Annotated in this window: 13 protein-coding genes; all 13 read right to left on the bottom strand. The window is 37.5% G+C overall.

Translation table 11 applies throughout. The features are described from left to right. Nucleotides 1–4: 4 nt before the first annotated feature. The gene (locus FBT53_RS09860) at nucleotides 5–1,276 is read right to left on the bottom strand and encodes an Nramp family divalent metal transporter (protein ID WP_136951018.1); all 1,272 of its coding nucleotides are present in this window, start codon (nucleotides 1,274–1,276) and stop codon (nucleotides 5–7) included. Between the two features lie 12 nt (nucleotides 1,277–1,288). Next, the gene (locus FBT53_RS09855; RefSeq protein ID WP_136951017.1) at nucleotides 1,289–1,954 is read right to left on the bottom strand and encodes a bifunctional 4-hydroxy-2-oxoglutarate aldolase/2-dehydro-3-deoxy-phosphogluconate aldolase; all 666 of its coding nucleotides are present in this window, start codon (nucleotides 1,952–1,954) and stop codon (nucleotides 1,289–1,291) included. Between the two features lie 7 nt (nucleotides 1,955–1,961). After that, on the bottom strand, nucleotides 1,962–3,008 hold the full coding sequence (locus tag FBT53_RS09850; protein WP_136951016.1) for a sugar kinase: 1,047 nt from the start codon (nucleotides 3,006–3,008) through the stop codon (nucleotides 1,962–1,964). Between the two features lie 34 nt (nucleotides 3,009–3,042). Continuing rightward, nucleotides 3,043–3,798, bottom strand: a complete 756-nt coding sequence (locus tag FBT53_RS09845; protein ID WP_136951015.1) for an SDR family NAD(P)-dependent oxidoreductase — start codon at nucleotides 3,796–3,798, stop codon at nucleotides 3,043–3,045. 12 nt (nucleotides 3,799–3,810) lie between these two features. Next, nucleotides 3,811–4,575, bottom strand: coding sequence for an SDR family NAD(P)-dependent oxidoreductase (locus FBT53_RS09840; protein WP_080319773.1), 765 nt, complete (start codon nucleotides 4,573–4,575; stop codon nucleotides 3,811–3,813). A 33-nt stretch (nucleotides 4,576–4,608) separates the two neighbouring features. Beyond that, nucleotides 4,609–5,910, bottom strand: coding sequence for an MFS transporter (locus tag FBT53_RS09835; protein ID WP_136951014.1), 1,302 nt, complete (start codon nucleotides 5,908–5,910; stop codon nucleotides 4,609–4,611). Nucleotides 5,911–6,109: 199 nt separating this feature from the next. Further along, nucleotides 6,110–6,817, bottom strand: coding sequence for a FadR/GntR family transcriptional regulator (locus FBT53_RS09830; protein ID WP_136951013.1), 708 nt, complete (start codon nucleotides 6,815–6,817; stop codon nucleotides 6,110–6,112). 178 nt (nucleotides 6,818–6,995) lie between these two features. Beyond that, the gene (locus FBT53_RS09825) at nucleotides 6,996–7,940 is read right to left on the bottom strand and encodes a polysaccharide lyase family 7 protein (RefSeq protein WP_136951012.1); all 945 of its coding nucleotides are present in this window, start codon (nucleotides 7,938–7,940) and stop codon (nucleotides 6,996–6,998) included. 10 nt (nucleotides 7,941–7,950) lie between these two features. Next, nucleotides 7,951–8,838, bottom strand: coding sequence for a polysaccharide lyase family 7 protein (locus FBT53_RS09820; protein ID WP_136951011.1), 888 nt, complete (start codon nucleotides 8,836–8,838; stop codon nucleotides 7,951–7,953). A 41-nt stretch (nucleotides 8,839–8,879) separates the two neighbouring features. After that, nucleotides 8,880–9,731, bottom strand: coding sequence for a PKD domain-containing protein (locus FBT53_RS09815; RefSeq protein ID WP_136951010.1), 852 nt, complete (start codon nucleotides 9,729–9,731; stop codon nucleotides 8,880–8,882). Between the two features lie 13 nt (nucleotides 9,732–9,744). Continuing rightward, complete coding sequence (locus FBT53_RS09810; protein ID WP_136951009.1) at nucleotides 9,745–11,169, bottom strand: RagB/SusD family nutrient uptake outer membrane protein; 1,425 nt, start codon at nucleotides 11,167–11,169, stop codon at nucleotides 9,745–9,747. Nucleotides 11,170–11,196: 27 nt separating this feature from the next. Next, complete coding sequence (locus FBT53_RS09805) at nucleotides 11,197–14,238, bottom strand: TonB-dependent receptor (protein WP_136951008.1); 3,042 nt, start codon at nucleotides 14,236–14,238, stop codon at nucleotides 11,197–11,199. A gap of 410 nt (nucleotides 14,239–14,648) precedes the next feature. Further along, nucleotides 14,649–14,996 (bottom strand): cupin domain-containing protein, encoded by a 348-nt coding sequence (locus tag FBT53_RS09800; RefSeq protein ID WP_136951007.1) that lies wholly within the window; start codon nucleotides 14,994–14,996, stop codon nucleotides 14,649–14,651. Between the last annotated feature and the right edge of the window lie 3 nt (nucleotides 14,997–14,999).

Raw genomic sequence — 14,999 nt, 5'->3', positions numbered from 1 at the left:
TTTGCTACCCTAAATAATTCCACAGGGCAATTACACCATTGTAAGATATTATGCAAGCAAAAATAAAAGCAGCCCCCATCACTAAATTCAGTGCCCAGTGCGGACGATGTTTTGCCATAACAGATGTAAAGTTCATCAAGTACAAAATACCGGCAACAACAAGTGGTAACACAAATACATTAAACACTTGAGAAAGAATTTGCACTTCAATAGCATTTGCGCCAATTGCAGGCCCTATTAATGCAAATAAGCAAGCTATGGCCATAATTGCTTTGAACTGCTTAGACTTGGTATCTAATTCTCCCGACTGGTAATCTGCTAAAAGAATTGGAGCTATTAATAAACAGGGAAAAATAGAAGATAACCCCGCACTTAAAGTTCCAAAAAAGAATAAGGTTAGTGCAAATTTGCCTGCTACAGGCTCTAGAACACCTACCATATCTAATACTGTTTTTACGCCCTTACCTTCATGGTACAGCGCTCCACAAGCTACGGCCATGATAGCCCCACTTATAACAAAAACCAATATAGCCGCAATGATTGCGTCTTTTTTCTGTTGTGCTCCATTAGCTTCTAAGGTCCAACCTTTTCCTTTTACAAATAGAGGTCTAGATAAAAAAGTAGCAGATGCCATAGTGGTACCTACAAAGGCAGCTACCATCATCTTACCCCCTTCTACTTGAGGTATTGAGGGGATTAATCCTTGTATGACCTCTACAGGTAAAGGGTGTACAAGAAATAATGAAAATAAAAATGAAAATCCCATGATGGTCACGAAAATGACCAAGATTTTTTCAAAAAAAGTGTACTTGCCTTTGAGTAATAGTAAGTACATGGTGATAATAATAATGGCGGCAATTATGAATACCACATTAACACCAGTAGATTTTATTGTAGGTATGTATATGGCAAGAATCTCTTGAACAATATTAGAACTAATACCCAATATACCCATGAGTGAATTCCATTGCCCAAAAGAAATCCCCACTAGCACTAAGATTGCCATGAGTTTACCATACTTTAAATGCTTCCTAAACGCAAATAGGCCTGTCTCCCCTGTAACCAATGCATATTGGCCGTAAGCATAAATAAGCACCCCGGAAAACAAGCAACTAAGCACTAAAACCCAGAGCAACTGCATACCATAAGTACTGCCAGCTACTGTCATAGAAGTTACGCTACCAGTACCAATAGTATAGCCAATAGCAAAAATACCCGGCCCGAAACTTAAAATCAGGCCAAGTATCTTCTTAAAAATGGGTGATAGCGTGTTCAATTTAAACCGATATTATTGTAAAGATTTGATAGTTTCTAAAGTAGAAGCCACCAATTGCTGTAACCCATCGTAATCTTTATTTTCCAAAATGGTTTTAGAGATGAGCTTAGACCCCATACCTACGCAGGTTACTCCAGCATCAAACCAACCTTTTAGATTGTCTTTATCTGTACTTACCCCGCCTGTTGGCATTACACTTGTCCAAGGTTGTGGGCCTTTAATGGCCTTTACAAAGCCAGGACCGTAAGTAGAGCCTGGGAATAGCTTTACCAGCTCACACCCTAACTCTTCTGCAGCATTAATCTCTGTTAAGCTACCGCAACCCGGAGACCATAATACTTTTCTACGGTTGCAAACCTTAGCTATATCTTCTCTTAAAGATGGTGTTACTATAAAGTTAGCTCCCATTTGCATAAACAAGCTAGCTGCCGCTGCATCTGTGATGGAACCAACGCCCATAATCATGCCCGGTAGCTCTTTAATTGCATATTTGTTCAGCTCTAAAAATACTTCATAAGCAAAATCACCTCGTGCAGTGAATTCCATCAAACGCGCACCACCATCATAACAGGCTTTTAATACATTTTTACCCAATTCTACATCTGGGTGATAGAATAAAGGCACCATCCCGGTGTCCTTCATTGCTTGTATTACTTCAATTCTTGAATACTGTGCCATGCCATTTTTATCTAGCCACCCTTCCGGATGCATCACCACTCATTAATTTTTCTACTTCATCTACCGTAGCCAAATTAGCATCGCCTTTAATAGTATGCTTTAAGCAAGAAGCAGCAACTGCAAAATTCAAGGCGTTTTGGTCATCTTCTGGGTATTTTAATAATCCGTAGATTAAACCACCCATGAAAGAATCGCCCCCACCTACACGGTCTACAATGTGTGTAATCTGGTATTCTGGAGATTTGTACATGGTTGTACCATTGTACAATACCCCTGCCCATGTGTTATGGCTTGCAGAAAGGGAACCTCTTAAGGTGGTAATTACTTTCTTAGCCCGTGGAAAACGTTTCATCATTTGCTCACAAACCGATAGAAATGCTTCGGCCTTTACGTGTTCTCCTTGAGTAGTAATATCTAAACCTTCTGGTTTAATACCAAAATGCTTTTCTGCATCTTCTTCATTCCCCAAAACAATATCGCAATAGGATGTAAGCTCCGCCATTATTTCTTCGCGCTTAGCATCATCACAATACTTCCAAAGTTTAGCTCTATAATTTAAATCGGTAGAGATGGTAACGCCCATATCACTTGCTGCTTTAACTGCCTCTAAACACGCATCTGCGGCACCTTGAGAAATGGCAGGGGTAATCCCTGTCCAGTGGAACCATTCTACACCTTCAAAAACAGATTTCCAGTCTACCATGCCTTTTTCAATCTCTGCCATAGCAGAATGTGCACGGTCATACACCACTTTACTACCTCTAGAAACCGCACCAGTTTCTAAAAAATAGATGCCTAAACGGTCACCGCCGTAAACAATTTTATCTGTACCCACACCACGCTTACGCATTTCCATAAGGGCACATTGGCCAATATCATTTTTAGGTAAACGCGTTACAAAATCTACGGGTACACCATAATTGGCTAAGGATACGGCAACGTTACTCTCGCCACCACCATAGACCACATCAAAACTATTGGCTTGTGAAAATCTTAAAAACCCTTGAGGGGCCAATCGGAGCATTATTTCTCCGAAGGTTACTACTTTTTTCATTATTGACTGTTATGCTTTGTTGTTTGTAGAAAGCTTAGCTAAATGCCAAACCTCCGTTGATATCTATATTATTTCCGGTTACGAACGTGGCATCGTTCGTAGCCAGGTAAGCTACTAAATCCGCAACTTCTGCAGCTTGGCCTTCTCTACGCAAAGGAGTTACCGATGCTACTTTAGAGCGAATTTCATCCTTTGTAAAATCGTCATGAAATTTTGTACCGATTAGACCTGGACAAAGTGCGTTTACGCGAATTCCCTTTGGACCCAATTCTTTGGCCATAGCCCTAGTAAAGGTTGTTACTGCTCCTTTAGAAGAACTGTACAGTGCAGATCCGCCACCGCCGCCATCTCTAGCTGCTTGTGAAGAAATATTGATGATAGAAGCTCCTTTGTCCATTAAAGGTTCAAAAGCTTGGGATACAAATACCGTAGATTTAAAGTTCACGTTCATCACTAAATCATAAAATGCTTCATCGAACTCTTGTAAGGTCTTACGAGCAAATAAACCGCCAGCGTTGTTTACCAAAATATCCACCTTTTCTCCAAAAGCTTTAGTGACCGCTGCTTTTAGTTGTTGAATATCTTCTAGTTTGGATACATCTGCTTTAACGGCAATTGCTTTTTTACCCAATGCTTCAATCTCTGCAACAGTTTCGTTGGCTCCTTTTTCTGAATTAAGGTAGTTTACTGCTACATGAGCACCTTCTTTGGCCAATTTCACGGCTATAGCTCTACCAATATCTCTAGAACCACCAGTAACTACTGCAATTTTTCCTTCTAGCTTACCCATTTTTATATTTTATTAGATTCCTAATCCTTGTCCACCACCAACTTGGATGGTCTCTGCCGTTAAAAAGGCAGCATTGTCACTTACTAAGAAAGAAACCACAGAGGCTACATCCTCTGGCTGTCCCAATCTTCCTAGTAAAATATTATTCTTCCAAGAAGCGAATACTTCTGGTTTGGTTGATTTTATTTGGGTGTGGAATGGTGTGTCTATTGTACCTGGAGATACAGCGTTTACACGAATACCATATTCTGCCAAATCTTTAGCCAATGCTCTAGTGATAGCATGTACACCTGCTTTAGATGTTCCATAAATACCAGCACCTGGCCCACCTGCATTCCAACCTGCAATAGACGTATAATTAATGATAGAAGCATTCTCTCCCTTTTTTAGGTAAGGAATTGCTGCTCTAGAAGCAAAGAAGGTAGAATCTAAGTTCAATGCCATTACAAAACGGTAGAATTCCGTTGTCATTTCTTCAAATCTAGAACGACCACCAAGACCGCCTGCATTGTTGATAAGTGCATCTATTTTCCCGTACTTATCGCCAATAGCTTTAATGTTTTCGTTAACGGCATCTTCTTTGGTAACATCAAAACCATAATATTCTGCTTTGATACCCTCTGCCTCTAATTCTTTTACTCTTTCGGCACCTTTTTCGTCCTCGATACCATTAAGGATAACGGTGTATCCGTCTTGACCTAGCCTTTTGGCTACTTGAAAACCAATACCTCCTGTTGCACCAGTTATTACCGCTACTTTTCCGTTAGAATTGCTCATTTTATGTATTTGTTTGTATTATCTAATTACTAATTATTGTCTAGGTTTTAGGGGTGCAATCTTTGGACATAACCCCCATACCGCTCCAAGGGCTACAAGTGCTAAGATGCCACCGATGATAAAGGCTGGTGTATAATTACCCCCTGTAGTAATAAATGTTACTAATAAGGTTAAACCTGCAGCACCCAATTTGGCCGCCATTCCTGAAAAACCAGAAAGTGTACCTACTATTTTACCGCTGAATAAATCGCTCGGAAGTGTTTGTATGTTACCTATAGCCACTTGAAAACCGAACAATAAAACAGCCATAATAATTACTGCATTGGTAGCCGTTCCTGGGGCTTTTAATAAAAAGAAACAAGGCAACATGATTAAACATCCTAGGGTTATGACCATTTTTCTAGTCTTGTCTACAGACCAACCTGCTGTTATACGATTCTGCGCCAACAATCCACCTGCCCAAGCACCTAACATGGCACCTACATAAGGCAACCAGGCAGAGAACGCAATCTCTTTTACATTAAGTCCAAAAACTTCTGAAAGGTAAATGGGAATCCACACGATAAATAACCACCATATGGGGTCTATAGCGGCAGACGCAATAATTACACCCCAACTTTCTTTATGCTTTAAAAGTTTTCCCGTAGTTGGGTTATAGCCTTCATCATAATTTCCATCACCATCTAAATCTTGATTCTTTTGTCCGCTAAGAATATATTCTTTCTCCTCTTCTGATAGCCAAGGATGTTTTTTAGGGCTTGCTTTAACGATAAATAACCACGGTAATAACCATAGTAGCCCCAGTATACCCACCACAATAAAAATGGATTTCCATGCAAGAAAATCTGCTAATATTCCTATGATTGGATACGCCACAATACCCCCAATAGCTGCACCCGAATTAAAGATTCCTTGAGCAAAAGCGCGCTCTTTGGTAGGGAACCATTCTGCATTTGCTTTAGCAGCCCCTGGCCAATTGCCCGCTTCTGCCAAACCTAGAATGGATCTAAATATGGAAAAGCTGTACAAACCTTGTGCTATTGCGTGTAACATAGTTGCAATGGACCAAACTGCAATAGACAATGCGAAACCCAACCGCGTGCCAATCCAATCAAAAATTTTACCAAATAAACCTTGACCTGCGGCGTAGGATAATATGAAAACAGTAGAAATGGAACCATAAATGGCCTTGTGCCCATCTGCATCCATATCTGGGAACAATTCTTTTGCAATATCTGGCCACAATGCACCAAAAGCTTGCCTATCTATGTAGTTTATGATTGCGGCTAAAGCTACCAATCCTACAACCCACCACCGTAATCCTTTAAATTTCATATTCTTGTTTTTAAACAATTAAAACCCTATCCAGAATGTTACAACCACCTGTTATAACCCTCCAGTTTTACATAAAACTTAGACAACATGCATGTTAATGATGCTAGGAACGCATCTTCAAATGTGTAGTAAGTTTTACTTCCCTCCTATTTCATGTATAACTATTGCAGGCGTGCAACTACAATAGTCAGCTTTTTTATTATTCTTTAGTATTGTAACAATACTGATACAAAATTTTAAAATGGACCTTCATTTTTTCTCTTGCCAACTGGGGGTCCTGCTTTTTTATCGCTTCATAAATATCCTCATGCTCTTGAATCCCTAAAAAAGATTGATTATTGTCACAAACATGATATTTTTCAAAATTGGTAATGATTTCTGGGGTGATAATCAACATGAACGTATTCATAGTACTATTTTTACTTGCCTTTGCAATGGCTAAGTGAAATAGCAAATCTTCCTGAACCGCATCTTCCCCATTTAAAACCTTTGCCTTATAGGCATCTAAGGTTTCTCTTATCTTTTTTAAATCCTCCTCTGTTCTTCTTAAGGATGCTAACTTCACCGTTTTAAGCTCTAATAGAATACGTGTTTCTACTAAAGATTTAAAATCAGGATCCTCTAATTTTAAAATGTCTTCTAACATCCCTTTCATAGCAATCTGGCCGATGTTTGCTATAAACGTACCGCTTTGTGGCTTGGATTTGAGAATCCCGAAAAATTCCAGTTTTTGAATTGCTTCTCTAACATTACTCCGGCTTACCTCAAATTTTTCTGATAACATACGCTCAGAAGGTAGCTTGTCTCCAGGTTCCAAATTTTTATAATCTATTAAGTCTCTCAACTTTTTAATAATATCTTTTTGGACCCCTTCGTTATCTCCCTTAGTAAGAATTTCCATTCTCATAAACTACCCGAATTAAAATTGGTTAACCAGATTGGTTTGTTAAAATTACACAATTTGCAAAACCCACAAAACATTAATGAAGTTAAATTTCTCTTTTTATTACAGCTCTTAAAAACTGTTGACAAATTGCTATTTGTCAACAGCTTAAGAACCAAACTAAACTAACTCAATCTTTATGTTAATGGTCAATTTTTAATTGATAATATTTTACAGTTGCATTTGTCCCCTCTACTTTGCTTACAAAATAGTTACCAGCTTTAAAGTAGTTCTCAAATATGCCCCATCTACGCATATGTACATCTTCGTAAACAAACGTTTCTGCATTATTGAGACTTACTTCTAATTTATTTTTTGATGCCTTTACTGTTAAGTTAAATTTAGCTGTACCTACAACTTCAGAAAACTCTCTAACCGAATCTTTCCAAGCAGTAGTATATAAAATTTCAGTATCTGACAATGTAGTATCCTTGAGCATTTTTGTGTGCACCCTAACCTTATTTTTAGCCCAATAGATTTTTAAAACTGGGGGTGCATTATTATCATCTTCCCCTATTAAATCTCGTTGTTCAATTGTTAATCTGCCATGAATTTGCATTACAATTATGCGATAAGGATTACCATCTTGGTCCAAAGAAACCTCTGGAACCGATAATGTTCCAGATAGCTCCCCTCCTTGTTCAAACGTCCAATTTATAGAATTGCTACCTGGCACCATTTGCTCTCTTAATTCTGTTCTAGAATAAGTACTATTAGCAGTACTAGCTTCTGGAAAAGTATAAAAGACTAAAGAACCATCGGTAGAGTCGTTGTACATGTACGGCAATAAGGTCTCATTTGTAGCATAATCCAATATCTCTGGCGGCTCCACTTCTATGGGTTTACCATTGTTACCAATGGGTAGTGTTACCTTCCAATGGTTCAAGTCTATTGTAGGTAGTGAATAATTTGCTGTAGCATCTTCTTGTACCGTACCTTCTTCTTCTGCCTCAACATTGGGTTGCTCTTTAGCCACAACCTCTTCTTCTCCTTGCTTATCACTACAGCTTATTAAAACTGTTAGCAGCAAACTAAGTACTAAATAAAGATTATAGTTGTTATTTGATTTGGAACAAAAATTATACATCTATTAGTTATTAATGAGAAACGTTAAGCTGGTATATTTTCACCTTTGCAAAAGCACCATCATCCCTAGTTTGCAGATAATTACCTGCTTTAAAGTAGTTCTCAAAGATTCCCCATTTTTTTATATTGATGTCATCGTATACAAAATATTCGTTTTTATTTAGCGAAACGACCATTTTGCCATCTGTGACTTTAACTTCTAATTTAAATTTGTCAAAATTGACTTTTTCTTCAAAATTTCGACCTTCATCATCTCCCCAAACACTTTCGTGTAATAAGGCATCACCAGAAAGTCCTTTTACTTTTAGCACCTTGGTTTTCACCCTAATCTTACCATTATCCCAATAAATCTTTAAAATAGGAGGTGCATTGTTATCTTTTTGACCTATTAAGTCTCTTTGCTCATTGGTTAACCTACCATGTATTTGCATGATGATTACCTTATGGTATTTACCATCTGCTGCTTTAGAAACAGCGTCCATTCTCATAGTTCCACTAAGGGCACCACCCTCTGCAAAAGTCCAGTTTACATGGTTACTGCCTGGCTCCATTTGCTCCCTTAATTCTGTCCTAGAATATTTGGTGTTCGCAGTAGTTTTATTAGGAATAGCATGGAATACTATAGAACCATCTGTAGAATCCGTGTACATAAACGGTTTCAATTTTTCTATGGTAGCATAATCTTTTATTTCTGGAGGGGTAACTTCATCTGGTTTCCCTGTTGGTATGGTCACCTTCCAGTGGGATAGGTCAATTTTCGGCAAACGATACTTTTTCTTTTTCTTAACTGGCTTCTCCTTGACTAAGCAAGTTGTGGTGTTAATCGCTACCTCTTGTGAATTCACCAACAATGTAAGGGTAAGCGTTAAAAAACTAAGTATGAATGCCGAAAATCTCATTATCCTTTTTAAACTAAAAAACTAAACTAAATACAACTATTTTACTGTGCAGGCTCTATAGATATATTATCTAACCTAGCCTCTGCTCCTTGATTGGTTATTAAAATTGCAATACTTGCATTTGCACCTGAGTTGAATGCTAAATCTACCTTTACATAATCATTAGCACTAGTTTGATCGTCACCTACAAAGTCTGCAAGTTTAGCAGCATCTAATTCTGCTAAATCACTAATACCACCACCTATTACAGATAAGGTTATGCTACCTGGATTATCTGTTTTAAGTGTGTAGTAATATGTTAATACATAATCTGTATTTGGAGTCACAGCTATATCTGACTGGTAAGCAACTCGGTCACCAGCAGATGGGAATTTAGCCGCTTGATCACCAGACTGTACAGGGCTACCTGTTATCTGTATTACACCTCCAAAATCATTTCTCCAAGAATCACGACCATCTCCTGTTCCATCTGGTAAACTCAAATCTTCAAAATCTGCTTCTAAAACCACTGGAGTTATTGCTTCTGGCTCTTCTGGCTCTACTACGGTTATATCCATAGTAAAAGTACTAACTGCACCCAACGCATCCGAAGCCGTTAAACTTACGGTATATGTACCTTCTGCTGGATAAATATTTACAGGGTCTATTTCATCTGAAGTGTTACCATCTCCAAAATCCCATGCATATGTAGTAGCACTATTAGACTGATTTGCAAAGGCGTACTGCAGAAAATCCACCTCGCTTTGCGATGCAGAAAAACTAGCACTAGGAGGAGTTAAATCGTCTATTGAACCTTCTTCTGCTATATCATACTCAAAGTCGCACGCAGCAAGCCCAAGTAGGGCTATACCGGCGAACATATAATTTTTAATGTTATTTATAGAATTTTTCATTTCAATTTTAATTTTAATAACCAGGATTTTGATTCATCAAACCTTTACTAAGGTTTATCTCATTCTGTGGAATTGGTAGTAATAAATCTGTTGCTGTAAAACCGTATCCGTTAGCCGTAGAAAATGCTGATAATACATCTTGAGCAACACCAAATCTAATCAGATCAAATAATCTGTGATTTTCAAAAGCCAACTCTACCCTTCTTTCATTTAACAAATCTGTTTTAGTGATTGAGCTTACTGGAGTTGTAATTCCGGCTCTATCTCTTACCGTTTGAAATGATGATAATGCCGCACCTGCACTAGTTTCTTGACCGCCAGCTAATATAGCTTCTACATGCATTAAAAGAACATCTGCATAACGAATAACTATCCAATCATTACCAGATAAGGTTGCATCTGTACTAAAACTTTTTCCATCTGCACCGCCGTCTTCTCCGTTTGGCAGATATTTTACCACTTGCGTTTGGGTTGGCTGTGAAGGATCCACACGATAAGAGTATTGTGTTCTATCACCACCAAACTCGTCTAATGCAGCAATAGCCTCGTCAGTAACATAGTTTACACCAACAGTTCTACCCACACCATTCATGAACTCCGCAGAAAAATCCTGACTATCAGATTCGATACCTGGGTTGTAGGCGATAGCAAAAATTATTTCATTATTTCCTTCATTATAAAAAACATCATTAAAGTTTGATTCCAAAGCAAAACCATATCTCATAACGTTTTCACATAAAACTTGAGCTTCTGTATAATTACCAAGGGTTAAATGTACTTTAGCCAATAAAGCTTCTGCTGCTGCTTTAGATGCTCTAAATTTCTCCCCATTGGTTAATCCTGCAGCCGCAATACCCAAGTCTTCCACTATTAATTCGTAAATAGTTGCAGCAGCTACCCTTGTAAATGCAGTTTCATTATCTAATGGCCCAATTAAGCCATCTATAAGAGGAATATCACCGTATAATCTTACTAGATTAAAATACGCGTAAGCTCTAACAAATTTTGCCTCTGCCTCAAATTGGGTCGCTTTAGCCTCAGAAGCATTTCCTAGGTTAGCAAGTACTAAATTGGCACGATAAATTACATTATAAAAACTCTTATAATAGTTGTTAACTATACCGTTAGCAGTAGAAACCGTAAAGGATTCAAATTGCGCAGCTTCACCCTCTTGACTTTTAGTCCTAGTATTATCACTTCGCATTTCCGTTAAGTAGTACTCTAACTGTACACCTCTATTATCGTCCAAATCTGTAGAGTTGATACCTTGTATTGCATCATACATTGCTATCACTCCAGTTTCTATTTCTTCATCATTACTAAAGTACCCTAAACTACTAATTGCAGATTCTGGTACTGGCTCTAAAAAATCGTTCTCGCAGGCTACCAAAGTACCTAGAACCAAAGCCAAACTAACATATTTGTATATAGTCTTCATTTTAAATCTCTTCTTAATAGTTAAACCTTAAAATTCAATATTAGTACCAATAGAAATAGTTCTGAAAACAGGTGATCCTGCACGCTGGTAACCATAAGTGGTTGGACTAGTATCATTGATTGATTCTGGGTTAAAGCCCGTATAATCATCCGCAGTTAAATACATTAAATTTTGCCCTGTAACGTATAATCTAAAGCTACTTAGACCTAATTTGTCTGTAATGTCTTTAGAAAAATTATATCCTAAATTGACATTTCTTAATGCGATATAAGATGCATCTTGTATAATATCATCCGTAAAAATCTTTTCCTTTATAAATCCTTGGTCTGGAGTAATAGCAGGATCAAAATCTTGTGCACTGTTAAAGTGATTAAAAATGTATTGGTCTCCCATATTTCTTATTTCAGCACCATGACTTCCTTGGAATAAAAAACTAAAATCTAAATTACCGAACTTAAAATCATTGGTTAAACTCCAAATTAATTCTGGATAAGGATCCCCTAAAATTGTCTTATCATCATCATCAATAAGACCATCTCCGTTTAAATCCTTTACATATACATCTTGTGCCTCACCACCTACTGGGTGATACGGGTTATTTAAATACTCCAAAGGAATGTCCCTATCAACAACCCATCCATAATAAGATGAAATTGGATTGCCAACTAAGTTAATCCACTCAGCTGCACGTTTGCTGTCCACATTTAATATCTGTCCATTGGCGTCTGCAAAGTCGGTCAACTCATTCTCATTCATAGAAGCTAAGAATGTAGTAGACCATCTAAATTTTTCTGTAGAGACGTTTCTAGTACGCAATTCTAGCTCCCAACCACTATTTTTAACTTGTCCTAAATTTACCAACGCACTGCTAAAACCAGTGGTTGAAGAAACAGGGTTATACAGCAAAAGTTTATCTGACTTACGCTCATAATAATCCACAGAACCTGAAACAACACCGTTGAAGAAACCAAAGTCTACCCCAGGATTGAATTCTTCTAAACGCTCCCATTGCAATGTTGGGTTTTGAATGTTTAATGCCACAAAGGCTGCTTGAGAATTATAAACTGCTGTACCTAATAATGGGATAGAAGGATATAAATCTATAACATCACTACCCGTATCTATATCTTTATTACCTGTATATCCATAACTCACTCTTAATTTAAGGTCACTGATAATTGAACTGTTATTTAAGAAGTTTTCCTCAGAAACCCTCCAACCTAAAGAGGCAGCCGGGAAGTCTCCGAATTTTTTATCAACACCGAAAATAGAACTACCATCTCTTCTGTAACTAAAAGATGCTAAATACTTATTATCGAAAGCATAATTTAACCTACCAAAATAAGATTGAAATCTTTCATCCAACTTAAAAGAACCAATAGATGTCAATACAGTAGCTGCACTAAGGGTTTTTAACAAATCTGAGGTATAACCTGTACCTGCAGAACTATCACCTTGCCATTCCCATTTTTCACCAGAAAGACCAGCGATGGCAGAAATATCATGCTTACCAATAACTTTATCATAGGTAAAATAATTTTCTGAAACTACGTGAAATCTGTTTTCATTACTAACATTGTAACTTGCCGCAGATGCCCCATTTCTATTAGACTCTACTCCTTGCCATCTATCTCTAAACGTATTTTGATAGTCTCCAGATAGCACAGTTCTAAAACTTAAACCTTCTGCAATTTCATACTGCGCATAAACACTACCTGCAATTTTGAATTTATAATCATTACGGTCTCTTTCTAGAACCTTTGCAGCTGGGTTGGTATTAGATGTATTGGAAATATCCACTAATGCACTACCATCACCATACAAATCGTAGTTATCAAAATGTCTCTGTAATGCATAATCACCTATTTGCACGTCTGGATACACATTTCTATCTACATATTGAATAGTATTTGCATCATGATATACAGGCAACCAAGGCGTTTGTCTTAAAATATCATGCGTGGAACCGTCAAATCTTCTTCTTCTAGAGTAAGAAGGCGCAATGTTAGCACCTAACTTTACGCGCTCCCCTACGTTAGTATCTACTTTTAAACGCATATTATAACGTTTATAGTCATCTGTTAGCAATACACCTTCATCATGCAAGTAGCCTAAAGAAGCGCTAAACTTGGTATCTTCACTACCTCCACGAGCACTTAAAGAATGACTTTCTATCTTACCTCCATCAAAAATTACATCTTGCCAATCCCTGTCAATGCCAATTAATTGTTTATATCTTGTCCTATCAGACAATCCGCCTGTAGCAGCTTGTTCTGCTGCCGCAGTCTCCGCAATAGAGAAATAATAGGCATCACTTTGCTTTGCTTCTTTAAAACCAGTATATCCATTATAGCTGAATTTGGTTTTACCTGTTTTACCTTGTTTTGTCGTAATTAAAATTACCCCATTAGCACCTCTAGAACCATAAATAGCAGAAGAAGCAGCATCCTTTAATACATCAAAACTCTGTACTTCATTCATATCTAAATTACCCAGGAAATCACTATCTACAGGCAAACCGTCTACCACTACTAAGGGTGCAGAATCACCGTTCAAGGAACCTACCCCCCTAATTCTAATAGTTGGTGCTGAACCTGCCTCACCTTCTGTAGCAGAAATATTTACACCAGCTATTTGCCCAACCAAGGCATCATCTACCCTAGCTACAGCTATCTGATCTAAGTCCTCATTCACCACCTGCGCAACCGCTCCGGTTAAATGAACTTTCTTTCTAGTTCCATAACCTACAATTACTACCTCATCTAATTGATTGGTATCTTCTTGTAATACCACATTTAGACTTTGTTGATTTTCTATTGAAATCGTTTGCGTAGCATAACCTAAATAAGAAATCTGGAGTGCTTCTCCTTGAGAAACAGCTATACTAAAGTTTCCATCAAAATCTGTGGTTGTTCCTCTAGTAGTATTTTGCACCAAAACGGTGGCCCCTGGAATCGGGATATTGTTGCTATCAGATACCGTACCTGTAACTGTAAAGGTATCTTGAGCAAATGTTTGCAAGCTTAATAAGCCGACAAACAACAGCATTAATTTCAGTTTAAAATTCATTTGTTCAGTTAGTTTCTAATTAATTCTTCTTGCGCTCTCCCCCTGCTAAATTTTATGCAGTTTGTTTACTTTTCTATTACCTGCAATCGGTTGCAATCAAAATCAAATGAATTTTGTTAATTTTGCTGTAGCAGATTACAGTAATGTGTCTGTGTATTACTTCCCTCCGAAAGAAGTGATATTCCAAAAGGATAGGCGTGCACCTATCCTTTTTTTATTCTTAAATTATTCTCATGTAGTCTATTTTAATTTGGCTACCCAAACTGGTAAACCAATTTGGTTTACCAAATATAAGTTACAGAAATGTTAATTAAAAATGATTTTGAAAAAATATCTTACAAAAATTACTTATTTAACAATTTACCCTGTAAAATTTGGTTGCATGAACAATTTTAGCCCTAGTTAAATGGCTATTCCATAAAATCTTCTCTTATTGGACTAAAGACATCAATTAAAATCCCTGTCTTTGTACAAGTTGCACCGTGTAGTACATGTGGCGGAATATATACACTATCCCCTTCCTTTACGGTTCTTTTTACACCACCGATGGTAAAATCAAACTCACCACTAGCAACATAGGTTGTTTGAGAATGGTAATGCTCATGCTCATACCCAATACCCCCTTCATCAAAATGAACCTTTACGAGCATAATTTTATCATCATAGCCCATAATTTTTCGTTTTACGCCTTCACCAACAGTTTCCCATTCTTGGTCTTGGTCCAATAAAAATTCTTTACTTGCTCCAAATGATTTCATCCT

The organism is Flavobacterium sp. ASW18X, from assembly GCF_005144745.1.
In the GTDB taxonomy this organism is placed as follows: Bacteria; Bacteroidota; Bacteroidia; order Flavobacteriales; family Flavobacteriaceae; genus Croceivirga.
This window is presented reverse-complemented; position numbering and strand designations above follow the sequence as displayed.